Here is a 26,587-nt window from a genome sequence, read left to right as displayed (position 1 = left end):
TTCAAATTGAATCTAGAGCCAAATTAGCCAAAGTTTTGAATCTCTTAGCTAACTAATGCTTGCTCTTGAGATCACAGCTTGTAATTGCATCCAAAAGGACATTAATCAAGGTTATGGCGCAACGCTATGTGCGAGTTCAAAATCAGGAAGGACAGATTTATTATGGGTTGTTACAACTCTCCCTAAATGTCCAGGTGCTAGACGCTCCGCCTTGGCTACAGGGACAACCTACGGATTTAATCTTGGAACCAGAAGAATATCAAATTCTGGCTCCTTGTGCTCCCTCAAAAATTGTTGCGGTGGGTAAGAATTATGCCGATCATGCTGCAGAAATGGGAACTCCTGTACCAAGTGAGCCACTCCTCTTTCTCAAGCCGCCCACATCAATTATTGCCTCTGAGACGGAAATCAAATATCCAGTGCTATCACAAAGAGTAGACTATGAAGGCGAATTGGCATTGATCATTGGCGATCGCACCAGTGAATGTACCCCAGAAGAGGCCCAAACTAAAATTTGGGGTTACACCATTGCCAATGATGTCACAGCCAGAGATTTGCAAAAAAAAGATGGACAATGGACGAGAGCCAAAGGTTTTGACACCTTTTGCCCCTTGGGCCCCTGGATTGTCCGAGAATTAAACCCAGGAGCGAGATTGCAGACTTTTTTAAACGACAATGTGAATCCAGTACAATCTAGCTGTATTGATCAAATGGTATTTCCACCAGATTTTTTAGTGTCTTATATCAGCCAAGTGATGACACTAATGCCCGGCGATGTAGTCCTTACAGGTACACCAGAGGGTGTGGGAGCTTTGCAACTAGGCGATCGCGTCCGTGTGGAAATTGAAGGCATTGGTCGCCTAGAAAACATCATTGTCTCTCGTTAATCGCTAACGTACTTGCATATAAACAGCATCCGAAACTGCGGGAATTTCTGCGTAGCGTCCCATCAAAGACTGGGCAACAGAATATACCACTGCTGCCACTAGACCAAGAAAGATTGTGCTAGCTACTGTTTGCACCGCAAAAGCTATCCCAGGGAGTGCAATCACCCGCAAAACTATACTGCCAAGAAACACAATAATGTCTAACAGAATTGCCTGCATAGTGTTGTAACGGATGAAATGATTTATTTTTTCATTTCTCACTACCAAAAAGAATAAGGCAAAGAAGACAATTAGTTGACCAAATTGTCCTAAACTACCATAAATGAGAACAACAGGCTGAAGAGGCACAAGTAGCACTTGCAGCGCCGGAAATTCTCTAAATAAAGACACATAACCAAACATTAGCCCATCAATTAAGGGCAGCAAATAAGGTAAGCAAGCAAAAATCCGGTCGGAAACCGTTGTAGACCCGCGCCAAGCCATTTTGCGTTCTCCTGTGCCAAAAAATCAACAGTTACTTGAGCCTAGGATAACGCAGTTACCTGCTCATGCTAGCAAATCTAATTATTCTATATTGGCAATGCGGAAACCCATCATACATTCATACTGTTCAGGCTGCTGTGCAGTGAGTTTGCTGACCTGGTGACCGCAACGCAGTTGACCTTGACTCCAACGGGGTTGACCACTCCTATCAGCTAATAAACAAGACTGGCAAACCTTCCCAGGAGCCAGGATTTGATCTTCCATTAAAATGACTAGCATCTCATCCCTCCTGTAAATCCTCACTGTGACCCAACATTTTACTGAGGAAAGGATCGGCCTTTCAGACGCTCAAGCCTTAGAATTACCAAATATTCCAGCTTTGCTCAGTCTAGACTGTGGGAAAAGTGGATTGTGATTCACATGGGCAATGAACGCCTAAAATTAACCTTTCAGGCTTTTCTGGGCAAAAATGTCAGCCAGAGCAACTCAAACACGATTGTCCAGTAGCCTCTAAATTTATTGTATGTTGTCTATATTTTGAGAGGGGCTTTTTTAGTTAAAAGTAATACAGGGGGTGGGGATTGGGTAATGGGTAATGGGTAATGGGAAAAAGCTGAAGAGTAGAGAACGAATAATCGATGCCCAATGCCCCATGCCCCATGCCCAATAATTTATTTTCAAAAGCCATTGAACTATAGCCTTTGAAATATGTAATCTTGACTGTGGACTGTTGCTAAAATGTGACACTCAGGCAAAATACACAGTTGGGCAAATCCCCTAAGGATAGCGGAAGTGACTAAGACAAACTCAGACATTCTTAACTCTAGCGATCCGGCGATCGCAGAGCTACTTAATCAAGAACTACAGCGTCAACGCGACCATTTAGAGTTGATTGCTAGTGAGAACTTTACCTCTGCAGCTGTACTAGCGGCTCAAGGTTCTGTACTAACAAATAAATATGCTGAAGGACTGCCTGGTAAACGCTACTATGGCGGTTGTGAATTTGTCGATAAAGTTGAGCAGCTAGCAATTGACCGTGCGAAAAAGCTTTTTGGTGCGGCTCATGCCAATGTTCAACCCCATTCCGGCGCACAAGCAAATTTTGCGGTGTTTTTAACACTGTTAGAACCAGGCGACACAATCATGGGCATGGATTTGTCTCATGGGGGACATCTGACCCACGGTTCACCCGTGAATGTGTCTGGTAAGTGGTTCAAAGTGAAGCACTACGGCGTTAGCCAGCAAACAGAACAACTCGACTATGACCAAATTCGTGAGCTGGCGCTGAGGGAGCGTCCTAAGCTACTAATTTGCGGTTATTCGGCTTATCCTCGCATTATTGATTTTGAAAGATTCCGCAGTATCGCCGATGAAGTTGGTGCTTACCTACTAGCTGATATTGCTCATATTGCTGGTTTAGTCGCCACTGGTCTGCATCCTAACCCAATTCCTCACTGCCATGTAGTGACTACAACCACCCATAAAACTCTACGCGGCCCTCGCGGTGGTTTGATTTTAACAGGCGACGCAGAATTGGGTAAAAAGCTGGATAAATCAGTTTTCCCCGGAACTCAAGGCGGGCCTTTAGAACATGTAATTGCGGCGAAAGCTGTGGCTTTTGGCGAAGCACTCAAGCCAGAATTTCAAACCTATTCTGCCCAAGTGATTGAGAATGCCCGTGCTTTGGCAAGTCAACTACAAAATCGTGGGTTAAAGATAGTATCCGATGGTACAGATAACCATCTCATGTTAGTAGATTTACGGTCTATTGGTATGACAGGTAAGCAAGCGGATCAGTTAGTGAGTGGTGTAAATATTACCGCTAACAAAAACACAGTTCCCTTCGATCCGCAATCACCATTTGTCACCAGTGGTCTGAGATTAGGTTCACCAGCCATGACCACCAGGGGCTTAGGTGTGGCAGAATTTACCGAGATAGGTAATATTATTGCCGATCGCCTATTATCTCCAGAATCAGAGGAAGTTGCAGCTGATTGTCGGCGCAGGGTAGCAGCATTATGCGATCGCTTCCCCCTCTACTCTCATCTAGAGATTCCTGTACCAGCTTTGGCATAGGGCATAGCGCATGGGGCATGGGGCATAGGGCATCGAGAATTTGTGATTTATTCTCCTCTCATCCTCCTCATCCCCATTACCAATTACCGATTACCCATTACCAATTCCTCAATCCCTAGACAATTTACTTATTGAAAATTACAGATGCCTCCTGAGATTTATCATCTGATTTCCTTCCTAGTTGCGGCTGTAGTCGTTCTTTGGACAACACCAGATATTAGGAAAATAGGTATAAAAAGTGGACGTGTAGATCAACCTGGTGAGCGAAAAGTTCATCAGCGCCCGATGGTACGCTTGGGAGGAGTTTCTATTTTCGCAGGGACTATTACCTCTCTACTCATTGTCTGGTGGTTAGGTGGATTTGGCAGCCTACCACCAGACAAAGAATGGCAAATTTGGGGTGTAACTTTAGGTGGTCTCGGCTTTTTCCTGATTGGGTTAGCTGACGATTTGCTGAACTTGTCACCCTTGTCGCGTCTGCTGATGCAAGTAATTGTGGCATCTGGTGCGTGGAAAGCAGGGGTAAGTATAGATTTCGTAACTATTCCCACAATGGGGATTGTCAATCTAGACTGGCTGAGTTTACCAATTACAGTGATTTGGCTAGTGGGTATGGTCAATGCCATTAATTGGATTGACGGTTTAGATGGATTAGCTGCGGGAGTCAGTGGAATTGCGGCTGTGGTGATGCTAGTTGTAGCACTATTTATGCACCAACCAGCCGCCGCCCTCATTGCCGCCGCCCTTGCAGGTGCAGCACTAGGATTTCTCCGCTACAATTTCAACCCCGCTCAAATCTTTATGGGAGATGGCGGGGCTTATTTTATGGGATTCACCCTAGCTTCTGTAGGTGTAATTGGTCTGGTCAAAATTCCTGCTTTCACAGCCGTATTATTGCCTTACTTGATTCTTGCTGTGCCGATTGTCGATATGTCAGCAGTAATTTTAGCGCGGCTAAGACGCGGTAAATCTCCGTTTACAGCCGATAAAAGCCATCTACACCATCGATTACTTAAAGCAGGTTTATCTCATCGCTGGACGGTTTTATTTATTTATTCTCTAACCCTATGGGTGGGCAGTTTAGCATTAGCTATTGCGGGGATACCCAGTGGTATTGCTTACGCCTGTGCTGGTACTTCGTTGCTGAGTTTTGCAGTTTGGCGAGTTTGGAAAATATCTCGATAAAATCAGGTATTTTAAATGTGTTAATTAAGTTTTTAGTAAGGAATTTAATTTTTACCTTGAAGCGTTAAAGCCCTGACTGAAAAAATATCAATAAACACTAACTAAATATTTACGAATAATCTAAATCTAAAATCCTATGAGTGCAGAAATTATTTGTGTTGGTACAGAAATGTTGCTGGGAGATATTCTCAACAGCAATGCCCAATTTCTAGCGAAACAATTAGCTCAACTAGGTATTCCCCATTATTATCAAACAGTAGTAGGAGATAACCCAGAACGGCTAAAACAAGTTATAGAAATTGCGATTTCTAGAGCGCAAATTTTGATTTTTACAGGTGGTCTTGGCCCCACACCAGATGACCTCACCTGTGAAACCATTGCTGATTTTTTTGGCGTTCCCTTGGTAGAACGTCCTGAAATCATTGAAGATATGGCTGAGAAATTTGCCCAGCGCGGTCGGGTGATGACTCCTAGTAACCGCAAACAAGCTTTGATTCCTGAAGGTGCAGACATTTTACCGAATCCTACGGGAACAGCACCAGGTATTATTTGGCAACCCCGACCCAATGTCACTATTTTGACTTTTCCTGGTGTACCCTCCGAAATGTATCGGATGTGGGAAGAAACCGCAGTACCCTATCTCAAAAGCCAAGGCTGGAGCAAAGAAATTATTTACAGCCGGAGTTTGAGGTTCTGGGGAATTGGTGAATCTGCTTTAGCGGAAAAAGTCCCTTCCTATTTTAATTTGCTGAACCCGACAGTTGCCCCTTATGCAGGTAACGGAGAAGTGCGGTTAAGAATTTCTGCTAAAGCCCCTTCTGAAGCAGCAGCAGAGGATTTAATCGTCCCGGTTGAGAAACAAATTAAAGAAATTGCTGGCTTAGATTTTTACGGTGTTGATCATGAAACTCTAGCTTCAGTAGTTGGTAAGTTGTTGCTACAGTCAGGTGAAACCTTATCGGTGGCAGAATCCTGCACAGGTGGCGGACTGGGGCAAATGCTGACGGAAATTTCTGGTAGTTCAGAATACTTTTGGGGTGGGGTAATTTCTTATGACAACTCTGTGAAAGTAGGACTACTGGGAGTTAACCCAGATGATTTAGCTAAAATGGGTGCTGTTAGTGCTACTGTTGCAGAGCAAATGGCAGTTGGGGTAAAAACTCGCCTTTCTACTACTTGGGGATTGAGTATCACTGGTATTGCAGGCCCTACTGGCGGGACAGATAACAAGCCTGTGGGTTTGGTTTACGTAGGTTTAGCAGGGCCTAAAGATGAAGTAGCTAGTTTTGAATATCGATTTGGACAAACGCGGACTCGTCCTTTTATTCGCCATGTCAGTGCTTGTACAGCGTTGGATGTACTGCGACGTAAGTTATTGACGAGGGAGTAGTAATAGTATTTCTGTATATTGATTTACTCTTGCTCAATAATAAATTTCATTGATAATTGCGGCAAACTCCATCTCTTTATAGATGGAGTGATTAATAAATCAGGCAGAAATAAGGAAAATTTAGTTTAACAGCTATTTTCTCTCAAATAATGCTATTAAAGGGTTATGAGATATTAAATATTGATTGAGATTATCGAGGGCTATTTGTTGATAAGAAACATGAGCATCAATGAATAAACCAATTGTTTCTGCTATCAAATTTCGCAGTTGCTCTTCAGGTTGAGTTGCTGGAAAATCTAACAAAGGTATAGCAGTGCTGGAATCAAAGGGATAGGCAATAGAAAAATGGTTGGCACCCTCTAAAAGAAGTAAATAATTATCTCCTCTATGACTAGAGATTGCTTCTTTGAAAGTTCTAACTATTGGAGTTGTTGGATCTTCCCAATTAACTCCATAACGATGGCTGCTTTGAAAAATTACGCCATCACAAGTGCCGCCAATTAACATTAGTGGTACAGCATTAGGCAAGGGTAAGATTGTGCCGGATGGATATCCTATCTGTACACCTGCTGCGGTATGAGCACCATAGGCAAAAGCCGCTACCACTTGGGGAAAAAACTGTGGATTTGCACTTTCGATTGCAACTCTACCCCCAGCAGAATGACCTCCTAAAATAATATGCTGTAAATCAAGTAATCCAGCTAGGACACCCTCTGATTGTAAACGCTCTAATTCGGCTAGTAATGTTGATAAAGCTGAGGCTGTTGGCCCTGAACCATAGGTGTTTGGAGTCAACATTTTAATATCAACACCTGGGGTTAAAGACACCATTCCCGGTAAATTTTGGGCAACCCATGAAAATGTCACAACTACAAGCCCACGTTCCGCCAATTTAACAGCAAGCCATTGATACATTTCAGGGACACAGTTGATGCCGTTAAAAAAAATCACTACTTTAAAGGGAGCCAGTTGAGAATCAGCAGGAACAATATCCATATCTTGTTCCTGATTACTACCTGACATTTGACCTGGATAGAAAACTTTCAAGTGAATGGTGTCATATGGGGGGAAAGCATCTTCAACTTTGGTAGCGTGGAAAAATGCTCGAACGCTCATACCCTAAAAATTTGAGTTATTTCGGTTTAGTTAATTTTAGCGAAATATGATCTCATGGTTTTTTAGCTTGAATTACTTGTAAACTTCCACCTGCATATAAAGTTGTTTTACTAACTTCAAAGCCAATTTCTGTTAACAATTTTGGTAAATCTGTCTTGATTAATTGCCAGGCTGTTTCTGTCTCAAACAATAGCAAAAACAGTGATACCCCAGGCCAAAATATGGGATTGGTGGGAGCGTGAAAATCTACCAATGTAAACACACCCCCTGGTTTCAAAACTCGATAAACCTCACTAATAATTTGTCGCAATTGCTGAGGTTCCATTTCGTGTAATGCCACACTTGTATGCACTACATCAAATTCACCATCTGCAAAGGGCATATTTTCTGCAAATGCTTCCACATAGGAGGCGCTAGGTACATTTTGCCTCGCCCGCTTCAAAGATAAGGGAGATGCATCCAGCCCCGTTACGTTTTGTGAAAGTTTCACTAAAAATTGTGTAGCTTGGCCACTACCGCAACATAAATCTAAACTCTTGCTGTCTGAGGAAATGGTTAAGCCTTGCAAAGCTAGTTGCCGAAACCGACTTTCACCGCCTACACTTAACGCCGCTAAACCAGATATGCCGTCATATAACCACTGATAACGATAACTCCAGTCTCTTAAAATTGTTGCCATGACATTATTGAGTCCTATTAACCTTTATATTTAATAAAGATATATTGTTAACATTAGTAAAAAAACTGAAAGGGTTAGGGGAAAGTAACTGCTATGGGTCGTGTAGGCGTTTTATTACTCAATCTCGGTGGGCCAGATAAGTTAGAAGATGTTGGGCCATTTTTGTTTAACCTGTTTTCTGATCCAGAAATTATTCGCCTACCATTTCGTTGGTTGCAAAAACCCCTAGCTTGGTTTATTGCTTCACGACGTACAAAAACATCACAAGAAAACTACAAGCACATTGGTGGTGGTTCGCCACTGCGACGCATTACAGAAGCGCAAGGAGAAGCGCTAAGAGAACAATTGAGAGAGTTAGGGCAAGAAGCCAAGATATATTTAGGAATGCGCTATTGGCATCCCTATACTGAAGAAGCGATCGCTCAACTAGCTCAAGATCAGATTGAACAGTTGGTTATCTTACCCCTATACCCACAATTTTCTATTAGTACCAGTGGTTCTAGCTTCCGACTCCTAGAAAAACTCTGGCAAGAAAATCCCAAAATTCAACCTCTGGAATACACTGTTATTCCTTCTTGGTATAAACGACAGGGCTATCTGCAAGCAATGGCAGAACTCATCGCCCAAGAACTCGATCAATATCCTAATCCTAATGATGTTCATATCTTCTTCAGCGCTCATGGCGTACCGAAAAGCTACGTTGAAGAAGCAGGTGATCCCTATCAGCAAGAAATTGAGGAATGTACTGTTCTGATTATGCGTACCCTCAATCGTCCTAATGCTCATACCTTAGCGTATCAAAGTCGTGTTGGCCCTGTAGAGTGGCTGCAACCCTACACTGAAGATGCGCTGAAAGAATTAGGAGAAAAAGGTGTTAAAGATTTAGTTGTCGTACCTATCAGTTTTGTCTCAGAACATATTGAGACATTGCAGGAAATTGATATTGAGTATCGCGAAATAGCTGAAGAGGCTGGAATTAACAACTTCCGGCGTGTACCTGCTCCTAATACCCATCCAGTTTTTATTAAAGCATTAGCAGATTTGGTGATTGATTCGCTAAAGCAGCCTAGCTTGAAGCTATCACAAGTCACCCAAATGAAGAAGAAGGTGAAAATGTATCCCCAAGAGCGTTGGGAATGGGGGATTACCACCAGCGCCGAAGTCTGGAATGGTCGAATTGCCATGCTTGGCTTTATTGCTCTGATTATTGAGCTAGTCACTGGTCGGGGATTGCTGCACATGATTGGCTTGTTGTAACTTCTACGCAGACTAACAACGGAACAGAGTGTTATTGAAAGAGTCGAGTCATTTATCAAGCTTGAGGTGCAAACCTAAAATGACTCTCAACCAAATTCCTGGGAAAGCACTCACAATATGGATTCTTATTTTAGTAACTACTGCTGTTTCCGGTTGCACTGCATTTAGTTCCAGAACTCAGGACTTAACTACCCAATCTGCGCCAAATAGTCAACCACTCCGCAAGCTCTCAACAGAGTCAGATTCGGGTTATTCGGTTGCTTATTCTCCAGAAGTATCTAGGGCGAAAAATCCTGTAGGTGCTGTTGTTGCTAGTGCTGGTGCTAAAACCGTTAAACTTTGGAATCCCAGCACGGGAAAACTCATCCGTACATTTAACGGACAGGCTTGGGCTGTTGAATTTAGCCCAGATGGTCAGATTCTTGCTAGTGGTAGTCAAAATGGAAATCTTAATCTCTGGAATGTTAGTACTGGGGAACTTACCCGTACTCTCAAGCATTCAGAACCTGTAATTGATGTAGCCTTTAGTCCCGATGGGCAGACACTAGCTAGTGGTCTTGACCAGGGCGCTAATATTAGGCTGTGGAACTGGCGCACTGGCAAAATTATTCCCATCCCTGAGGACTCGAACGCTTCTGCAAAGGGATTTGATAATTTCAAATCTGTACCTATAGCTTTTAGCCCAGATGGTCAGGAATTGTTTGCTCGAAGTGGTTCAGGTAGTACTAGTCAGTTGTGGAATATCAGTACTGGTAAAGTTATCCGCAGTTGTGATGCTAAATCATTGATTAATGATGTCGCTATCAGCCCAGATGGAAAAACCTTGGCTACTGGCGTTCGTGACAAAGCTATTAAGTTGTGGGATGTTAATTCTGGCAAACTCATCTACACTTTGACAGGTCATACAGCTGAAGTGAGATCCGTTGCTTTCAGTCCAGATGGAAAAAGTCTTGCTAGTGGTAGTCAAGACGGTACCATCAAGCTATGGAATATTAGCACAGGCAAACTGATCGGTACTTTAACTACCCAAAAAGAACAAGTTTGGTCTGTCGCTTTCAATCCTGATGGCAAAACTCTTGCTAGTGCCAGTCAGGATGGCATTATTAATATTTGGCAGTTATTACCAAAATAACCCTTAATACCTTGCTTCTGAACGTTGACGGCGATATTGCCAATACCAGTCATACCATTGCTTGGCGCTATGAATTGCAAACCAGAGCAGGGCAAAAGTAATTAATCCTCCAGGCCAAGGAGCATTAAAGGCAAATAGTACTAAAGCAACGCATAAAAAATCTTGTAGAAAGACTGCCCACAACGGTAAGCCACGCAAGCGATAAAACCAACCGACTTGCACCAGTTGAAATACCAAAGCCAACAAACCGCCAATACAAGCCATTAGCCAATTTGGGGCAGTTGTTGTGGAAGATACTGCTAACCCCATAATTGCGCCCACAATGGGGGACAATAATAACTCAAATATTTGTAGTACTCTCTGCCCCAAACGCTTTTTAGAAGCAAATAGCTCGAGCAAAGACCAAATGCTAAAGAAGCCTAGCAACACTGATGGCGAAATGTGAGCCAAAAGCGGAACTTTTGACCACAATTGACCTCCGTGCAACAATCCGATAATCAGTAAGGGTATACCAATTCTGATTCCTGCAGCCGCCGAAGCAGAAAGTGTGGCTAGGATATCAATCATTAGTGCATTCAAAGTACTACTAAATAGCTTGATAGTTATTAATTATACTTGTGAAAAAATTAATCAACAGTTAGAGATTAAATAATCTCAGTATACGGATTATATAATATTTTACAAAAAATTTATCCGTTTTGGGGACTGGGGGCAGGGGGCAGGGGAGATGAGGGAGATGAGGGAGATGAGGGAGACAATGCCAAATGAACAATAAACACCCAATTACCCATGCCCTATGCCCCATGCCCTATGCCCAATTCTTAAATCCCTAACCGTTGATAAACCTGTTCTAAATGACGCAGGTGTTGTTGGGGGTCAAAACAAAACTCAATTTCTGCTGGCGATAATTTTTGAGTTACACGTGGGTCTTTAGTAATTAAATCGTGGAAATTGCCTTCTGGTTTGTTCCAAGCTGTGTGGGCATTTTCTTGCACGATCGCATAGGCTTCTTCGCGGTTGGTTCCTTTTTCTACTAAAGCTAGTAGCACTTTTTGGCTAAATACTACACCTCCATAGCAGTTGAGATTGCGTTGCATATTCTCGGGATATACCAAGAGGTTAGTTACCAAATCGGTGATTTCTTTAATCATAAAGTGGGTCAAAATGCAAGCATCTGGCAAAATTACCCGTTCTACAGAACTGTGCGAAATATCTCGTTCATGCCAGAGGGCGATATCTTCTAAAGCAGCACCCGCATGACTTCTGACTAGTCTAGCCATCCCTGTTAGCCGTTCGGAACGGATGGGATTACGTTTGTGCGGCATAGCTGATGAACCTTTTTGCCCTTTGGCGAAAAATTCTTCAACTTCGAGAACATCTGTTTTTTGCAGATTACGAATTTCGACAGCAAAGCGTTCAATAGATGCGGCAACTAAAGCTAATTGCTGCACATAATCAGCGTGGATATCGCGGGAAATGACTTGTGTAGAAGCAGTATCAGGTTTCAGTCCCAGTTTTTGACAAGCGATCGCTTCTACACGTGGTTCAATATTGGCATAGGTTCCTACTGCACCAGAAATTTTACCCACAGCAATTGTTTTGCGGAGAGTTTGCAATCTTTCTTGGTGTCGCAATACTTCTGCTAACCACCCAGCTAACTTAAATCCAAAGGTGATGGGTTCAGCATGAATGCCATGAGAACGCCCAATCATCACAGTATTGCGATGTTCTTTTGCCTTTTTACGAATCGCCTGAATTAAATCTTCCAGGCGCTGTAAAATCACATCCAAACTTGCTATCAATTGCAATGCTAAAGCTGTATCTAGCACATCAGAACTAGTTAAACCCAGGTGAATATAACGCCCAGCATCACCAACATATTCATTGACATTTGTTAAAAAGGCGATGACATCGTGGCGGACTTCAGCTTCAATTTCTAGCACCCGCTTTGGGTCAAAATTCGCCTTTGCTTTAATCTCTTCAACTGCCTGAGATGGGATGTAACCAAGTTCAGCCTGTGCCTCACAAACAGCAATTTCTACTTGCAACCAAGTTTTTAGTTTATAGGCTTCACTCCAAATATTACCCATTTCGGGCAAAGTATAACGCTCAATCACAGTCCGCCACAGAATACAACCGTCATATTTTACATTTTTATTAGGGCAGATCGCTTTTTGTTTTAGATTCTTGGTTAGGAACAGAACTAATTTTAGATTCGGATGTAATGACACTAATGCTACCGTCGGCTTCCATATAAGCTAACTTGACATCAGTCAAAAATTCTACACTTTGTTGGCGTAACTTACTCATTAACTCGTCCTCTGTAATCAGTTCTCGTTCTAAATGCCGATGAATAATCCGACCATTTTTTACCAATAACAGTGGAGGGGGATTGAGAAAACGCTGAAACTCCGGAAGTTTGTAACCTAACCAGTTAAGTAAGTAGCTCCAAAAAATTACTGTTCCTACTAGGATAGCGCCCTCAGTAATAGACGTGTAATTACTGGCCATAGCATTTTGAGCAGCTTCCGCAAATAACACAACTACGAGTAAATCAGTAATTCCTAGAGTTCCCATTTGTCGGCTGGGAAGCAAGCGTAACACTGAGAATAATGCCAGGTAGACTAATGAGCCACGGATAATTAATTCCAAAATACTAATGCTTGGAACAAAGATTGCTTGCCAATCAACAAAAAAGAATTTTTCCATGATTGCTAATTTTCTTATAGTTTGATAGATGCAATACACTTGCGGGGCATTCAAAATTCAATATTAATTACCCTACAGGTTTGTATTAAAGCTGCGATTATGCTTGCCTCTAATAGGCGTGCCAACCTAAGTATTAAAGGATTTCACGTTTTTGCTAGTTACCTTATCTTTTGTAATATCAATAATAATTTTGAATATATTTATTAATGGTTTTACCAAAAATATCATTTACAAAATAAAAAATCTATCACTAGGTTTTAATAAGAAATACGATAAGAATCATATTTGATTTTTTTAAATTATTACAGTTTCGTTTCTTCTTCTCTGCTCGCTATTCCCTGTTATCTTACTACACAAATAATTTCATAAATCAAAGGGGATTCCTATATTATTATTGATAATTGATTGTCAGCGCTTGACTTAATATACAGTAATTCTAGATAGGTCATGAACCAAAAATTATAATAACGAAGTGTGTTAGAAGAGGCGATCGCAGGGAAGGATATTGCTGACACCTACACTAGCTAGACTTCAGCTAGCCATGCATAGGCTCTTGTAGACAGTAAACGCATGAGGTAGAGGGTAGTAGAAGTGTCAAGGTTTAGGAACACAAACATTCTCCTGAAAGCTTTTTATTTAATATCTTCGATGTAGTATATAAAAGCTTATCTATGCATAAACTGTAGCCTTTTAGTGAAAAGATAAGAATCTTTTTAATTGCAGATTACTTGTGTTAATAGAAGCCATTGGCGTGAGATTCTAGATAAAGTCAACACGTCACAGGAGTTTAAACAGACATGGAACAAAATCGGAAGTCAACGGTTGTGATTACGGGTGCTTCTTCCGGGGTTGGGTTATACACTGCAAAAGCGATGGCTAACAAAGGCTGGCACGTCGTGATGGCTTGTCGAAATTTAGCTAAGGCGGAAGAAGCTGCTCAATCGGTAGGAATACCTAGGGACAGCCACACCATTTTGCATCTCGACCTAGGTTCCTTGGACAGCGTCCGACAGTTTGTGAGCAACTTTAGGGCTACTGGCAAAACTCTAGACGCTTTGTTGTGCAATGCGGCAATTTATATGCCCCTCATCAAAGAACCGTTGTGGAGTCCCGAAGGTTATGAATTGACAATGACTACTAATCATCTTGGTCATTTTCTGCTGTGTAACCTCATGCTTGAGGATATGAAAAATTCACCATACCGCGATCGCAGATTGGTGATTTTGGGAACAGTAACACACAACCCTGACGAATTGGGTGGAAAAATTCCCCCACGTCCCGACTTAGGAAATCTGGAAGGCTTTTCAGCTGGGTTTAAAGCGCCAATCACAATGATTGACGGTAAGAAATTTGAACCCGTGAAAGCTTACAAAGACAGTAAAGTTTGCAACGTGTTAACCATGCGGGAACTGCATCGCCGTTATCACGAGTCAACTGGTATTACCTTCAGTTCTTTATATCCAGGATGTGTGGCAGAAACTCCACTGTTCCGTAACCATTACCCCTTGTTCCAAAAAATCTTCCCATTGTTCCAGAAGTACATTACTGGGGGATATGTATCTCAGGACTTGTCTGGGGAACGGGTAGCGGCGGTACTAGCCGATCCCGAATACAAGCAATCCGGTGCTTACTGGAGTTGGGGAAATCGTCAAAAGAAAGACGGTAAATCATTTGTACAAAGAGTTTCTCCCCAAGCCCGCGATGATGAAAAAGCAGAACGCCTGTGGGATTTAAGTGAGAAGTTAGTGGGATTAGCTTAATTACCCAGTCAGTAGTTCTGCAAAATTAAATTCATGCAGATAGGGAACAGGGGGGAGAAAAAAATAGCATTTAATAATTTTGTTTATTTACTTATTGGGCATGGGGCATAGGGCATAGGGCATGGTTGATTTAATAAGAATTTCTCTATTTGTATCCCTGCCCCCTGCTCCTTGTCCTCCTGCCCCTCTGCCTCACGAAAGGGGTTGTAGCAATTGAGCAACAGCTTGCACCAGTATCTCTGGTTGCACAGGTTTGGAGATATGCAGCTGAAATCCAGCGACTAGGGCTTGTTGTTGATTCATTTCTCCGGCGTAAGCAGTAAGCGCGATCGCGGGAATGGTTCCTCCTTGTTCTGGTGACCATTCTCTAATTTGCCGAATCAGGGAATAACCATCCATTTCTGGCATACCAATGTCGCACAGTAGTAAATCGGGGATAGACTGCTTTAACAGCGTCAAGGCTTGTAGTGCAGAAGCGGCGGTTGTTACTTGTGCCCCCGATTGTGTAAGGATAAATTCTGCTAAATCCCGCATATCTGCATCATCATCGACAACCAAGATGTTAATACCTGTGAGGTCGGTGAAACTTTCGGATGCACCATCATCATGAGATAGCTGCGGCTCGACAATATTTAACGGTAGTAGCACTGTGAATGTTGCGCCTAAATTCTGTCCGGGGCTGCTGGCTTGAACAGTACCACCATGCAGTTCGGTAAAATGGCGGACGATCGCTAATCCTAATCCTAGCCCACCAAATTGTCTTGTGGTTGTGCCATCTTCTTGGCGGAAATATTCAAATACAAAGGGTAAAAACTCGGTTTTGATGCCAATTCCTGTGTCTTTAACTTGAATTTGGGCATACATTCCCACTTGGTCTAGTTTTAATTCAATTTTTCCGCCGGCTGGGGTGAATTTCACCGCATTAGAAACCAAATTCCAGACAATTTGTTGTAGACGATTGGCATCGCCTGTAACGGTGTCTGCGACTGGGTTAATTGTGGTTTGAATTTCAATGCTTTTGGCTTGGGCTGCCAGTTGTACTGTTTCTAGGGCGGCTGTGATGGTGCTAGCTAAATTAACTGGCGCAACGTTTAAGGTCATTTTTCCTTGGAGGATGCGGGAGACATCCAACAAATCCTCAATTAATTGCGCTTGTAATTTAGCGTTGCGTTCGATGGTTTCTAAAGCTTGGTCAGCTTTTTTGCTATCTAGCCGCTGACTGCGGAGAATTCTTGTCCAGCCAAGAATGGGATTAAGGGGCGATCGCAATTCGTGGGAAAGTACAGCTAAAAATTCGTCTTTAATGCGGTTGGCGGCTTCGGCTTTGGCGCGATCGCTTTGCGCTAATTGATATAACTGAGCATTATCGATGGCTAGAGAAGCACGACGCGCTAATTCTTCTGCTAATTCTAAATCGCTTTGCGTATAGCGTCGCCCAGATTCGGCACTAACAAAAGAAATTACGCCTAAAATTCGAGCTTGGGTGCGTAATGGCACTGTCATTACCGATTTGAACCCGATCGAGCGCAGAATTTCTAAATGTTCTGAGTCATGGGCTGCTTGGACAATTAATTCATCGGGAATATTTGGCAAGATATCAGATTGTCCAGTTCGTAAAGTCAAGGCAGCACCACGAGGCCCATCTGAATCAAAAGGATATTTACTGCTAAGTTGCTGCGCCCATGCTAATTTTGCGGGGTCGCTGTGAGCTACGGCAATCTGCTCAATGGCACCATCTGCTGCAACGATGTGGACTGTACACCAATCTGCCAACTCGGGTGTTGCTAGCTGTGCTACTTGCTCTAAGGTGGTTTGATAATCGAGGGAAGAAGCTAAAACTGCACTGGCTTCTGCGAGAAATCTTTGGGCACGCTCTAAGCGGACTTGCTCTGTAACATCGATAACATAAGCTAGAACATCTTCTACCTGACCCTGTGAGTTGATTATGGGCAGATAGTAAAGATTGTAGTAACCGGGGGAGCGATCGCTACGGCTGGGAGCATTAACAGCAAAATTGTTGGCAACAAAGGGTTTGCCTGTTGTGTAAATTTCTGAGAAAAGTGTAACTATATTGGGATCTATTTCACCAAAAAGTTCAGTAACCGAACGCCCTAAGTGTTGTCCACGGGGTAAGCCGTTGATTTGGGCTAATGCTTCGTTGATGGCAACAAATCGTTGTTCAGCATCTAACAGTGCCATACCTACTGGAGCAGTATCAAAAATAGTTTCTAATTGGCGCTGAATCGCTTCAGCTTGAGTACGGGCAATGCGTTCTCGTGCTAGCAATTGTTCTCGTTCTTGTTCAGCTTGCTTGCGTTCTGTAATGTCAATGAGAACGCCAATCATCTGTATTGGTTGCCCTTGGGCGTTGTATAAAAATCTGCCCCTAGCTTCTGTCCAATGAATAGAGCCATTTTCCCACAGCGTGCGGTATTCATGATGATATTCAGTTTTATTGAGCATAGCTTGTTGCAGCGCTAATTCTGTGTGCCCTAAGTCCTCTGGGTGAACGCTGTTAGCCCAAAGTTCATAGCTGGGTGGGTACTCATTTGCTTGGAGTCCCATGATGTTGTAATGACTATCTGACCAGGTGAGGGTATTGATTTGCAAATCCCAGTCCCAGGTGCCCATACGTCCCACCATTAATGCTAATTGTAGGCGAGTTTTGCTATGTCGCAGTTCTTCTTCTGCCCGCGATCGCTCTACCGCTAGCCAGGTTTTTTGGGCAATTCGCTCCATGACTATGACATCGTCTTCTGTCCATTGGCGGGGGGTGACATGGTGTAAAACAAATAGGGCGACAAATCTTCCTTCCTTCACCAAGGGTACGCACAGAAAAGATTTGGTTTGGATGGCATCAAAAGCTGCATTCCCAGATCCAGCAGTCCGGGGATCTGTATCGACATTATTCACAAAGATGGTTTTGCCCTGTTTGAGTTCAGTAACAATTTCTACACCAAAGGAATTCATGTAGTGACTACCAGCGATGCTGATCACCCCATTGCAATAGTCGCGATCAATAATTACGTATTCTTGGGTAGCATCAATCTCACCGTAGGTACAACGGCTAACTTGGAAATGTTGCCCCGTAGTGCGAACTACTTCCCACATAATTTCTTTGGAGTCTTGAATGGCGCGAATCGTGTCATTCAATTCAATTAAGAATTGCTGCTGTTTTTCCTTGTGCTGCAACTCTTGTAGCAATTGTTCAATTTGTTGCCTTGCGCGTACTTGGGCTGTAACTTCAATTCCATGCAGCAACACCCCCTGAATTCTCCCTTCCGCATCCCGTAAAGCTGGAAAGACGCAGTTAAAGAATGCTTCTTCTAAGACACCATCACCGTTGTTATCCCAATAAACAGGTGACTCATCTTCAATGAAAGGTTCGCCAGTTTGGTAAACCCGATCAAGCTGTGCAAAATAAATCTGTCCTTCTGTTTCCGGCAAAACTTCCCGAACTGATTTACCGATAATATCCGGAGTGCGTCCAGTCAGTTGCAAATAGGTGGGATTAGCAAATTCAAATATATGTTCTGAACCACCCACGATCGCAATCATCGCTGGTAACTGCATGAGGATTTCATACAGACGTTTGCGCTCGGTTTCTGCTTCTAACCTGGAAGCTTGTTCTCTCTCAAACAAGCGATCGCGTTCGGCTTCAATTTGTTTGTGTTCTGTGATATCAACTGAAACACCAGTCATTCTGACTCTTTGCCCAGTTGCATTGAGATAAACTCGTCCTTGGCTTTTGAGCCAGTGCATCACACCATTGGGAGCAACTACTCGATAGTCTTGGTTATAGTCAAATTCTCCCGCGATCGCTCTTTGCACCGATTCTATTACCTGCTGGCGATCGTCTGGATGAATCAGATCAAAAAATTCGGCTGCTGTCCCTACTTGAATTCCCCAAACTGAGAGCGCATTAAAAGAACAAATGACTTGATTGGTGATTAAATCCATGTCCCAAGCCACCATTTGCGCTGAAGACAAAGCTAGCTGTAACCTTTCTTCCGTCTGCCACAAATTTTCTTCAATTTGCTTGCGTTGTGTGACATCTTGAAAGATCACAACAGCAGCAACTATTTGATTTTGCTGATTGAGAATAGGAGCAGAATTGACATTAATTAAAATTTGGCTGCCATCACTGTAATGCAAAGAGATTTCTTCATTAGCAATTACTTCACCCATGAGGAGCGATCGCATTAGTGGATAATCGTTAGCCCCGTAGCGTCTGCCATTACCGTTAAAGCCGATAAAAGGAGTAATAGATTCATATTGCTCAATTTCTAGCGATGGTTCGTAAGTATACCCAAGAATTTGCTTTGCTTGGTCGTTAGACAAAGCCAACTTCCCTGCAGCATCTGCTATGATTACCCCGGCTGGCATTTGCCGTAAAACTGCTTCCAATCGGCTGCGTTCAATTTCTAATTCGTTCAGCAACCTTTCACGCTCGGTTTCAGCTTGTTTGCGCTCTGTGATATCACGAAAATACACTGCCAAACCATGATCTGAAGGATAGGCATTCACTTCTATCCAACACTGAAGAGGCTCCCCAAATTCCTCCCATGAAATAGGGATTCGTTCTCTCATAGCTCTTTGTAGGTTTTGGTAAGCTATGCTACCTACAAGGCTAGGAAAGATTTCTGTCCAAACGTTCTTGCCAATCAATTCTGCTGGGGTTATGTGCAGAATTTTCACTGCTGCTCTATTTACGTAGCTATAGCACCAATTTTTATCAAATGCGACAAAGGCATCTGTAATACTTTCGAGGATGAGAGTCACTGAGCGCTCAGTAGCTTGGGGATCGGGAGCATTAGCTAGTTGATTTTCCAGCTCTTGCTGCTGACGTTGCAAAAGTGCGATCGCTTCTTGCTGCTCAACAATCTTGGCTTCCAACACAGCTTTCTCTGTAGAGCAGGGATTCTGCCCAAAACTGCGAGCCACTTGTTCAATTACTTCCGAGCGAGAAATTCCTTGCTTGTGAGCCTCTTCATCCAGCGATCGCCAAGCCGTACTGGTAAGAGATATGCTAAATCGTTGTTTCTTTTCTGAATCCCAATTACTAACAAACTTACCAGTAATATCGCGCTTCATGAATTATTAATCCGTATGCATACACGGTTTCTTATATTGAATCTGACTAATACCTTCATCAGGATCTCCCTTCAGACTGAGGTTTGATTGTCAAAAGTCAAGAGTCAAGAGTCAAGAGTCAAAAGTCAAAAGTCAAGAGTTAAAATTTAAAGCTGTTTCGATATTAGGCAATTGACGCTGAACAGCTTTTGATATGGTGAAGCTAGACAGTCAATGTGATAAATCGCACAAAAATGGCTTAACAATCTCTCTTCCCAGTCAACAGTCAACAGTCAGCAGTCAACACTCTTGAGAAGATGAACCAAGGAGAATATTGGAAAGTCCAGCATCGGTTTGTAGAAATGCGCTCAGATTGGCTAACTGTGATTGGCGAACATCTGCAAGACGATCGCGGACAAATTTTGGAATACTGGCGCGTAGAAAAAGCCGACTCTGTAGTCATTTTACCGATTCAATCCCATCAAATTATTCTGCCACCCCCAAGTTACAGACCAGGATTAGGTAAACTCACTTTCGATTTTCCTGGTGGACGTTTACCCCCTGGAAAATCCCCTGATGTTGCAGTATCAGCTATTCTGCAAAGAGAACTAGGAGTTGAAGCTACAGCCATCAGCCAACTCATAGCTTTAAATAGTGAAGGTTGGCCTGTGAATAGTTCTTTCTCTAATCAAAAACTTTACGGCTTTGTCGCCCATCTTGAACCTACTCCCCCAATTAAGGCTGATTATCTAGGCGCAACCTATCCCGCAACTTCCGCAGGTGTACATGATTTACTCCAAAGTCTCATCTGTCTTCAATGTCGTGCTGTGCTAATGCAGTGGTGGTTAGAGTTAGGGACTTCCAAGTAAATAACTATTCTATTACTTTTGAACTTTTGAGCTTTAAAGGTGCAACTTTCCAATTCAAAACCGCAATTTTCCGATTCAAAACCGCAATTTTCCGATTCAAAACCGCAACTTTCCGATTCAAAACCGCAACTTTCCGATTCAAAACCGCAACTTTCCGATTCAAAACCTCAACGTTCAGCTTCCAAACCTCAATCCCCAGCCTCAAAACCTCAACGTTCAGCTTCCAAACCTCAATCCCCAGCCTTAAAACCTCAACGTTCAGCTTCCAAACCTCAATCCCCAGCCTTAAAACCTCAACTTCCAGCTTCCAAACCTCAATCCCCAATCCCCATTACCCCTTATCCCCAGAGGGGGCCCCGAGTTCCCCAATCCCCAATCCTCAATCCCCAATCCCCAATCCCCAGTCCCCAATCCCCAGTCCCCAGTCCCCAGTCCCCAATCCCCAATCCCCAATCCCCAGTCCCCAATCCCCATCCCCAATCCCCAATCCCCAATACAATTTAAAATAAACGCGATCGCATCCACATCACAGACAATGCAAATTACCAACAGTCTTCATACCGCCATTCTCGTTACTGACTTAGAACGCTCGGAATTCTTTTATGGCAAAGTATTAGGACTAGCTAAAATTGATCGCTCTTTGAAATACCCTGGAGCATGGTATCAAGTCGGTAACTACCAAATTCACTTGATCGCCGCGCCATCTTCCCCCACAGATAACCAAAACGAAAAATGGGGACGCAACCCCCATGTGGCTTTTTCTGTCGCAGACTTAGAAATCGCCAAACAAGAATTACTCACTCACAATTACCCTATCCAAGCCAGCGCCTCTGGTCGTCCTGCTGTATTCACCCAAGATCCCGACGGAAATATTATCGAGTTGAGTCAGCAGTGAGGGAATGGGGAGATGAGGAGGATGAGGGAGATGAGGGAGATGAGGAGGATGAGGGAGATGAGGGAGATGAGGAGGATGAGGGAGATGAGGGAGATGAGGAAGCGGGGGACAAATGACAAATGACTAATGACTAATGACTAATGACTAATGACTAATGACTAATGACAAATGACTAATGACAAATGAAAATCATCGCCTACAGCTACACCGATCCTTTGTTAGAAAACCCTCCTGATATTGATAGTTGGGGATGGGAAGTGGATCGGGTTTATTATGATTTGGTAGGGCGAGATTCCTTTGGAAACGCTGCGCGAGCGCAATTACAAGAGTTAATCAAAGATTGTCAAACTCAACCTGGAAGTTATCTGCTGATTCGGCGTTTGGAAGAGTTGGGTGATACTGTTAAGGAAGTAAGCGATCGCCTCAATGAACTCGAAGCTATGGGGGTTGTGGTGATCGCTATTGAACAACCTTACACTTCCGAAAATGGTAATCTCCGCGCTCAATTGTTGACATTGTTACAGGAAATTCAACGTCAGCAACGTAGCCGTCGTATCCGCCAAGGACACGCTCGTAAGCGTTTGGATACTGCGCCTCCACCAGGAAAGCCTCCCTACGGTTACAAAAAAAGTAAGGATAAATACACGATTGATAGAAGCACTTCTCCAGTTGTTAAGGATTTTTTTGAACAATTTTTGCTCTATGGTTCTTTGCGGGGTGCAGTTCGCTATTTAGCTAAAAAATACGGTAAGAAAATCTCGGTAACTACAGGGAAACGCTGGTTAACTAATCCGGTTTATCGAGGGAATACAGCTTACCAAGATGGCGAAATTATCTCTAATACCCACGTTCCCGTTATTTCCCCAGAAGAAGCAGCTCAAATTGATCGGCTTTTACGTCGTAACAGTCGTTTACCATCTCGCACAGCTAGCGCGCCACGTTCTTTAGCAGGGTTGGTGATTTGCGGTGAATGTCAATCTCACATGACTGTGACTCGGGTTACCCAACGTCGCCAAAGTAAAGAGTATCTTTATTTACGTCCAATTAGCTGTCCTAAAAATCCTAAGTGTAAAGCTTTGGCTTATGATGCAGTTTTAGACAAGACGATTACCAAGGTTTGCCAAGAATTACCCCAAGCTGTAGCCGGGTTAAACTTTCCCCAGTTGGATGCCATTAAAAATAGTTTAGGAGATGCGATCGCTCGTCAACAAGAAATACTTACCCAGTTACCTGCTTTAGTAGAAACTGGAGTATTAGATACAGAAACAGCAAAGTTACGCGCCTACAAACTCCGCACCGAAATCTCTGCATTCCAAGCCAAACTAGCTACTCTTCCACCAGTAAACTTACGTTCAGTAGCTCAAGCTGTTTCCATTCCGCAATTTTGGTACGATTTATCGGAATCAGAACGCAGATTTTATTTACGAGAATTTATTAGCAGCATTGAACTGATTCGTCAAGAGTCAGAATGGACTTTGCAAATCATTCTGATTTTTTAAATATGAGATGTAAATTATGAATTATGAATTTAACTCTCAACGTAGTTTAAAACTTAATATACAGCATTATTCAGAGGTAGAAATTGGCTGGTTTTGAGGCAGGAGGCAGAGGACAGTAGGCAGGAGGTAAAAGAGGAATTTTGATATTTATACCAATTTAAATAATGTTTGCGACAAATAAAGTCTTTGTAGGGGCACGGCATCCACAATCTTTTGGTATCTCAAATTATCTTACTGGTGCCGTGCCCCTAACAACCCATCTGTCCCGTTCTTTTTTCAAAATGGTATTAATTCTCTGGTTGTGTACCTCACTAGTTTGCAAACTGCTGTATAAAATTCCTATTTAATTTGTGAAATATAAAGTACATTTGTACATCCTTCCTTCTTCCAAAGAGGATTTTTTTTACTTAACCCTTATTGGTTTAAAACCTTAAAAAATGCTGTTTTGGCGCTAGCATCTTCTCCAATTTAATAGAGTTGTAACCCTGACCAATTACCAATTACCAATTACCAACCTCGCCATTTACCTTTAATAGCAACAACCTACTTATCATGAATGACATTTTGACTTTGTAATTAACTTAGCTATTTGCGAGTCTTGGAAATTACAAGTCATCGGAGTTTAATTGACGCGCTTCCGTATCCAGTTACCTGATGAAACATTGTGGCTGGGATTAATTGAGAAATTACATCAATAAAAGGTGTAACCGCCATCAATATATATCACAGCTAAACAGGCTTTTAAGACAAAAATCCTTATATTTACTCAATGATATTAAAGGCAGTTAAGTCTGATATCACAGTATTAATTATATCTTTTAAGCAAAGAATATTTTAGAGAAATTCAACTTTCAAAAACTTAGGTGTTTTTGTCACAAAAAAAAATTCCGATTCTGATAAATTTGAGTTAATTTGGAATCTAGCAATTACCAAACACACAGTTGATTACCAGGTGGCAACATTAGAGATTCGCTCTAATCTCTATGTAATCAAACCAGCAAACAAGATGATTATCATAGAATATGCAAGAAAGAAGCTTTATTTGGGGTCATCTAGGACAACGGTACCGCACAGTTGAAACATTAATTGATGGGGTATGGATAATTGTCCTGCTGATAGCAGCAGTACTACTGTTTAGCATCAATCTTGGTGGCGCACCGCTACGAGATTGGGATGAAGGTACAGTGGCACAGATTGCGCGTGAAATAGTGCGTTCCCCAGCGGATTCTTTAAGTTGGCTTTACCCAAAGCTGGGAGGTGTACCTTATCCGCATAAGCCGCCTTTGATGCATTTGCTAGTTGCTTGGGCTTACCAACTAGGAGGCATTAATGAATGGACTACCCGCTTACCTGGAGCAATTTTAACAGCTTGTTCCGTACCTTTACTGTATTGTATTGGTCGAGAAGCCTTTCGCCAACGCTGGGCAGCAATTTATAGCGCCTTGATTTACCTGACAATGCTTCCTGTGGTGCGTCATGGTCGATTGGCAATGATTGATGGCGCGGTGGTAAGTTTTTTAATGGTGATGATCTGGTGCTTGTTGCGATCGCGCCGAGATTTGCGTTACTGTCTGGGTGTGGGTTTGGCTTTTGGCTTAATTTGCCTAACTCAAGGGATATATGGTGTATTGTTAGGTGCGATCGCCATTGTCTTTTTATATTGGGATACCCCCCGGTTACTCACTTGCTACTATCTGTGGATTGCCATTTTTTTAGGTATTTTACCTGTACTGGGTTGGTACGCTGCTCAACTATGGCACTATGGTCATACTTTCCTGCAAATGGCTTTTATCAATCCAGCCATTAACAAACTAGGAACAGGTGCGGCGGGTAATTCCAGAACATCTTGGTACTATCTTAAAGAAGTTTTGCTGTATGCTTGGCCTTGGCTGCTGTTTTTACCGCACAGTTTGCGTTTAGCCTGGGAAAATCGCAATCTTAGCTGGGCAAGACTTGTATTAGTGTGGAGTAGCGTTTATTTAGCAATTATTGCTTGCATGGGCAGTAAAATTCTCTGGTATTTATTCCCCATTTACCCCAGTTTAGCTTTAGCTTTGGGTGTACAACTCGCGGAAACTGAGAATTTACCATTGCTCTCATCCTATCCCCGTTCGTGGATAGCGGGCTTATCTATACTTGCATTAGCGGCTTCTGCAGGAAGCATTTTTTTTAGTTCTGGTGCAAACCCAAAAACAGATTTACAGGTAATTCTTGCCGCAGTTGCTTTAACAATGACTTTAGCAGCGATTTACGCAGAGCGTGGTGACGGACAATTTCTTAAAATTTTGTTTTGGGGAAGTTATGTTTCATTGCTGCTGTTGATGAAATCTAACTACTGGGTTTGGGAATTAAGCGATGCATATCCCGTCAAACCAGTAGCTAGCATGATAGTAAGAGCCAATCCAGCAGTCAAACAGATTTACACATCCTTTCCTTACAATCGTCCTTCCTTAGATTTTTATAGCGATCGCACAATTATTCCTGCAAGTATAGGGGAATTGCAATACTACTGGCGCTACAACGGACAACCCTATTTTTTGCTGAATGCATCTGCTTTTAAAAGTATCCACCTCGATTCCATAAAGCTGATTGATGAAGCTGAAGGCTGGAAACTGATTACTAAAGATACCAATCGCTTATAAGCATTCTCTGCGATCGCTCTCTAAAATCGTTAAAATATTAAGTAAGGTAAAGACATTTATGAGAAATCAACATCAAAATCAATGGGATTATTTGGATTTGGCAAGAAAACAGTAATACCTACCCGCGAGGAAGCTTTACCAGGAAGAGCAGCAACAATGCCGGTACCTGCTCATCATTATGTTAATGGTAATCCTCTCAAGCCACCTTTTGCCGATGGATTAGAAACAGCTTTATTTGGTTTAGGCTGTTTTTGGGGTGCAGAACGTAAATTCTGGCAGCTTAAAGGAGTTTACACCACAGCCGTTGGCTATGCGGCTGGATTCACACCCAACCCTACTTACCAAGAAGTATGTACCGGATTGACTGGTCATAACGAGGTAGTATTGGTTGTGTTTGACCCCAAAGTCATTAGTTATGGTGAACTGCTGAAAGTTTTTTGGGAAAGCCACAACCCTACCCAAGGGATGCGCCAAGGTAATGATGTTGGGACTCAATATCGTTCTGGAATTTACGTCTATTCGGAAACCCAAAAGCAGCTAGCAGAAGCATCACGCGACGCATATCAGCAAGCGCTCAAAGATGCAGGCTACGGCAAAATTACCACAGAAATTTTAGATGCGCCTGAATTCTACTACGCCGAAGAATACCATCAGCAGTACCTGGCTAAAAACCCCAATGGCTATTGCGGCTTAGGCGGGACAAATGTTTCTTGTCCTGTAGGAATTGCTGAATCACAACTGAGCAGTTAATTAGAGTGTTCCAAAAAATAAACGATCCAAAACCTGTCATTGCGAGCGAAACGGAGTGTAGCGTTCGCGTAGCGTCTCGCAGAGAAGCAATCTCAGCCCTTGCGATTGCTTCATTCCGCTTCGCTCCATTCGCAATGACAATTGAGCATTTTTTTACTTGGAGTACTCTTATTAAATCAGCGTAG

General features: G+C 42.7%; 21 protein-coding genes. 12 read left to right on the top strand and 9 right to left on the bottom strand.

Annotation, left to right across the window (positions count from 1 at the left end; genetic code table 11):
- Positions 1-113 precede the first annotated feature (113 nt).
- A complete protein-coding gene (locus HG267_RS10845; RefSeq protein WP_045869597.1) occupies positions 114-887 on the top strand; it encodes a fumarylacetoacetate hydrolase family protein in 774 nt (257 codons plus the stop codon).
- Between the two features lie 3 nt (positions 888-890).
- On the opposite strand, the gene HG267_RS10840 is transcribed toward HG267_RS10845, so the two are convergent.
- Both HG267_RS10840 and HG267_RS10835 read right to left on the bottom strand, forming a co-directional pair.
- A complete protein-coding gene (locus HG267_RS10840; RefSeq protein ID WP_045869596.1) occupies positions 891-1,370 on the bottom strand; it encodes a Tic20 family protein in 480 nt (159 codons plus the stop codon).
- A gap of 81 nt (positions 1,371-1,451) precedes the next feature.
- Positions 1,452-1,649 carry a hypothetical protein gene (locus HG267_RS10835; protein WP_045869595.1) on the bottom strand — a complete coding sequence of 66 codons (198 nt, stop codon included), beginning with the start codon at positions 1,647-1,649 and terminating at the stop codon, positions 1,452-1,454.
- 513 nt (positions 1,650-2,162) lie between these two features.
- Here HG267_RS10835 and glyA point away from each other — a divergent pair.
- The 3 genes from glyA to HG267_RS10820 all read left to right on the top strand — a co-directional run bounded on the left by glyA (position 2,163) and on the right by HG267_RS10820 (position 6,021).
- Positions 2,163-3,446 carry a serine hydroxymethyltransferase gene (glyA, locus tag HG267_RS10830; protein WP_096622059.1) on the top strand — a complete coding sequence of 428 codons (1,284 nt, stop codon included), beginning with the start codon at positions 2,163-2,165 and terminating at the stop codon, positions 3,444-3,446.
- Positions 3,447-3,590: 144 nt separating this feature from the next.
- A complete protein-coding gene (locus HG267_RS10825; protein ID WP_045869593.1) occupies positions 3,591-4,631 on the top strand; it encodes a glycosyltransferase family 4 protein in 1,041 nt (346 codons plus the stop codon).
- A 136-nt stretch (positions 4,632-4,767) separates the two neighbouring features.
- Complete coding sequence (locus tag HG267_RS10820; protein WP_045869592.1) at positions 4,768-6,021, top strand: competence/damage-inducible protein A; 1,254 nt, start codon at positions 4,768-4,770, stop codon at positions 6,019-6,021.
- A 132-nt stretch (positions 6,022-6,153) separates the two neighbouring features.
- Here the strand turns inward: HG267_RS10820 and HG267_RS10815 are convergent, their stop codons facing one another.
- Complete coding sequence (locus tag HG267_RS10815; RefSeq protein ID WP_045869591.1) at positions 6,154-7,137, bottom strand: alpha/beta hydrolase family protein; 984 nt, start codon at positions 7,135-7,137, stop codon at positions 6,154-6,156.
- A 52-nt stretch (positions 7,138-7,189) separates the two neighbouring features.
- The gene (locus HG267_RS10810; RefSeq protein WP_045869590.1) at positions 7,190-7,816 is read right to left on the bottom strand and encodes a class I SAM-dependent methyltransferase; all 627 of its coding nucleotides are present in this window, start codon (positions 7,814-7,816) and stop codon (positions 7,190-7,192) included.
- 93 nt (positions 7,817-7,909) lie between these two features.
- Between HG267_RS10810 and hemH the strand changes: the two genes are divergently transcribed.
- On the top strand, positions 7,910-9,073 hold the full coding sequence (gene hemH, locus HG267_RS10805) for a ferrochelatase (RefSeq protein WP_045869589.1): 1,164 nt from the start codon (positions 7,910-7,912) through the stop codon (positions 9,071-9,073).
- 79 nt (positions 9,074-9,152) lie between these two features.
- Positions 9,153-10,205: a WD40 repeat domain-containing protein gene (locus HG267_RS10800; protein ID WP_045869588.1), complete on the top strand. Its 1,053-nt coding sequence runs from the start codon at positions 9,153-9,155 to the stop codon at positions 10,203-10,205.
- A 3-nt stretch (positions 10,206-10,208) separates the two neighbouring features.
- Here the strand turns inward: HG267_RS10800 and HG267_RS10795 are convergent, their stop codons facing one another.
- The 3 genes from HG267_RS10795 to HG267_RS10785 form a co-directional block, all read right to left on the bottom strand.
- Positions 10,209-10,772 (bottom strand): DUF4126 domain-containing protein, encoded by a 564-nt coding sequence (locus HG267_RS10795; protein WP_045869587.1) that lies wholly within the window; start codon positions 10,770-10,772, stop codon positions 10,209-10,211.
- 254 nt (positions 10,773-11,026) lie between these two features.
- On the bottom strand, positions 11,027-12,322 hold the full coding sequence (gene purB / locus HG267_RS10790) for an adenylosuccinate lyase (RefSeq protein ID WP_045869586.1): 1,296 nt from the start codon (positions 12,320-12,322) through the stop codon (positions 11,027-11,029).
- 40 nt (positions 12,323-12,362) lie between these two features.
- A complete protein-coding gene (locus HG267_RS10785) occupies positions 12,363-12,914 on the bottom strand; it encodes a DUF421 domain-containing protein (RefSeq protein ID WP_045869585.1) in 552 nt (183 codons plus the stop codon).
- Positions 12,915-13,711: 797 nt separating this feature from the next.
- Between HG267_RS10785 and HG267_RS10780 the strand changes: the two genes are divergently transcribed.
- Positions 13,712-14,674, top strand: coding sequence for a protochlorophyllide reductase (locus tag HG267_RS10780; protein WP_045869584.1), 963 nt, complete (start codon positions 13,712-13,714; stop codon positions 14,672-14,674).
- A gap of 192 nt (positions 14,675-14,866) precedes the next feature.
- Here HG267_RS10780 and HG267_RS10775 read toward each other — a convergent pair whose 3' ends face one another.
- Positions 14,867-19,768: a PAS domain-containing protein gene (locus tag HG267_RS10775; protein ID WP_045869583.1), complete on the bottom strand. Its 4,902-nt coding sequence runs from the start codon at positions 19,766-19,768 to the stop codon at positions 14,867-14,869.
- A gap of 296 nt (positions 19,769-20,064) precedes the next feature.
- Here HG267_RS10775 and HG267_RS10770 point away from each other — a divergent pair, with 296 nt between their 5' ends.
- Positions 20,065-20,616, top strand: coding sequence for an NUDIX hydrolase (locus HG267_RS10770; RefSeq protein ID WP_045869582.1), 552 nt, complete (start codon positions 20,065-20,067; stop codon positions 20,614-20,616).
- 4 nt (positions 20,617-20,620) lie between these two features.
- Here HG267_RS10770 and HG267_RS10765 read toward each other — a convergent pair whose 3' ends face one another.
- On the bottom strand, positions 20,621-20,941 hold the full coding sequence (locus HG267_RS10765; protein ID WP_071989374.1) for a hypothetical protein: 321 nt from the start codon (positions 20,939-20,941) through the stop codon (positions 20,621-20,623).
- Positions 20,942-21,151: 210 nt separating this feature from the next.
- Between HG267_RS10765 and HG267_RS10760 the strand changes: the two genes are divergently transcribed.
- The 4 genes from HG267_RS10760 (at position 21,152) to msrA (ending at position 26,402) form a co-directional block, all read left to right on the top strand.
- Positions 21,152-21,511: a VOC family protein gene (locus HG267_RS10760; protein ID WP_045869581.1), complete on the top strand. Its 360-nt coding sequence runs from the start codon at positions 21,152-21,154 to the stop codon at positions 21,509-21,511.
- A gap of 182 nt (positions 21,512-21,693) precedes the next feature.
- The gene (locus HG267_RS10755; RefSeq protein ID WP_045869580.1) at positions 21,694-23,010 is read left to right on the top strand and encodes a recombinase family protein; all 1,317 of its coding nucleotides are present in this window, start codon (positions 21,694-21,696) and stop codon (positions 23,008-23,010) included.
- A gap of 1,022 nt (positions 23,011-24,032) precedes the next feature.
- Positions 24,033-25,652 (top strand): ArnT family glycosyltransferase, encoded by a 1,620-nt coding sequence (locus tag HG267_RS10750; RefSeq protein WP_045869579.1) that lies wholly within the window; start codon positions 24,033-24,035, stop codon positions 25,650-25,652.
- Positions 25,653-25,733: 81 nt separating this feature from the next.
- Positions 25,734-26,402 carry a peptide-methionine (S)-S-oxide reductase MsrA gene (gene msrA, locus HG267_RS10745; RefSeq protein WP_045869578.1) on the top strand — a complete coding sequence of 223 codons (669 nt, stop codon included), beginning with the start codon at positions 25,734-25,736 and terminating at the stop codon, positions 26,400-26,402.
- Positions 26,403-26,587: the final 185 nt, after the last annotated feature.

This window comes from Tolypothrix sp. PCC 7601 (assembly GCF_025677855.1).
Lineage (GTDB): Bacteria > Cyanobacteriota > Cyanobacteriia > Cyanobacteriales > Nostocaceae > Aulosira > Aulosira diplosiphon.
The sequence above is the reverse complement of the archived record's forward strand: the minus strand, read 5'-3'. Positions and strand labels throughout refer to the sequence as shown.

Excerpts from the sequence above, each read along its gene's own strand:
- HG267_RS10750 (WP_045869579.1), top strand. The coding sequence starts at position 24,033 with ATGCAAGAAAGAAGCTTTATTTGGGGTCATCTAGGACAACGGTACCGC.
- HG267_RS10840 (WP_045869596.1), bottom strand. The coding sequence starts at position 1,370 with ATGGCTTGGCGCGGGTCTACAACGGTTTCCGACCGGATTTTTGCTTGC.
- msrA (WP_045869578.1), top strand. The coding sequence starts at position 25,734 with ATGGGATTATTTGGATTTGGCAAGAAAACAGTAATACCTACCCGCGAG.
- hemH (WP_045869589.1), top strand. The coding sequence starts at position 7,910 with ATGGGTCGTGTAGGCGTTTTATTACTCAATCTCGGTGGGCCAGATAAG.
- HG267_RS10795 (WP_045869587.1), bottom strand. The coding sequence starts at position 10,772 with ATGATTGATATCCTAGCCACACTTTCTGCTTCGGCGGCTGCAGGAATC.
- HG267_RS10775 (WP_045869583.1), bottom strand. The coding sequence starts at position 19,768 with ATGAAGCGCGATATTACTGGTAAGTTTGTTAGTAATTGGGATTCAGAA.
- HG267_RS10800 (WP_045869588.1), top strand. The coding sequence starts at position 9,153 with ATGACTCTCAACCAAATTCCTGGGAAAGCACTCACAATATGGATTCTT.
- HG267_RS10780 (WP_045869584.1), top strand. The coding sequence starts at position 13,712 with ATGGAACAAAATCGGAAGTCAACGGTTGTGATTACGGGTGCTTCTTCC.
- HG267_RS10835 (WP_045869595.1), bottom strand. The coding sequence starts at position 1,649 with ATGCTAGTCATTTTAATGGAAGATCAAATCCTGGCTCCTGGGAAGGTT.
- HG267_RS10845 (WP_045869597.1), top strand. The coding sequence starts at position 114 with ATGGCGCAACGCTATGTGCGAGTTCAAAATCAGGAAGGACAGATTTAT.
- HG267_RS10760 (WP_045869581.1), top strand. The coding sequence starts at position 21,152 with ATGCAAATTACCAACAGTCTTCATACCGCCATTCTCGTTACTGACTTA.
- HG267_RS10825 (WP_045869593.1), top strand. The coding sequence starts at position 3,591 with ATGCCTCCTGAGATTTATCATCTGATTTCCTTCCTAGTTGCGGCTGTA.
- HG267_RS10810 (WP_045869590.1), bottom strand. The coding sequence starts at position 7,816 with ATGGCAACAATTTTAAGAGACTGGAGTTATCGTTATCAGTGGTTATAT.
- HG267_RS10820 (WP_045869592.1), top strand. The coding sequence starts at position 4,768 with ATGAGTGCAGAAATTATTTGTGTTGGTACAGAAATGTTGCTGGGAGAT.
- HG267_RS10770 (WP_045869582.1), top strand. The coding sequence starts at position 20,065 with ATGAACCAAGGAGAATATTGGAAAGTCCAGCATCGGTTTGTAGAAATG.
- HG267_RS10755 (WP_045869580.1), top strand. The coding sequence starts at position 21,694 with ATGAAAATCATCGCCTACAGCTACACCGATCCTTTGTTAGAAAACCCT.
- HG267_RS10785 (WP_045869585.1), bottom strand. The coding sequence starts at position 12,914 with ATGGAAAAATTCTTTTTTGTTGATTGGCAAGCAATCTTTGTTCCAAGC.
- HG267_RS10815 (WP_045869591.1), bottom strand. The coding sequence starts at position 7,137 with ATGAGCGTTCGAGCATTTTTCCACGCTACCAAAGTTGAAGATGCTTTC.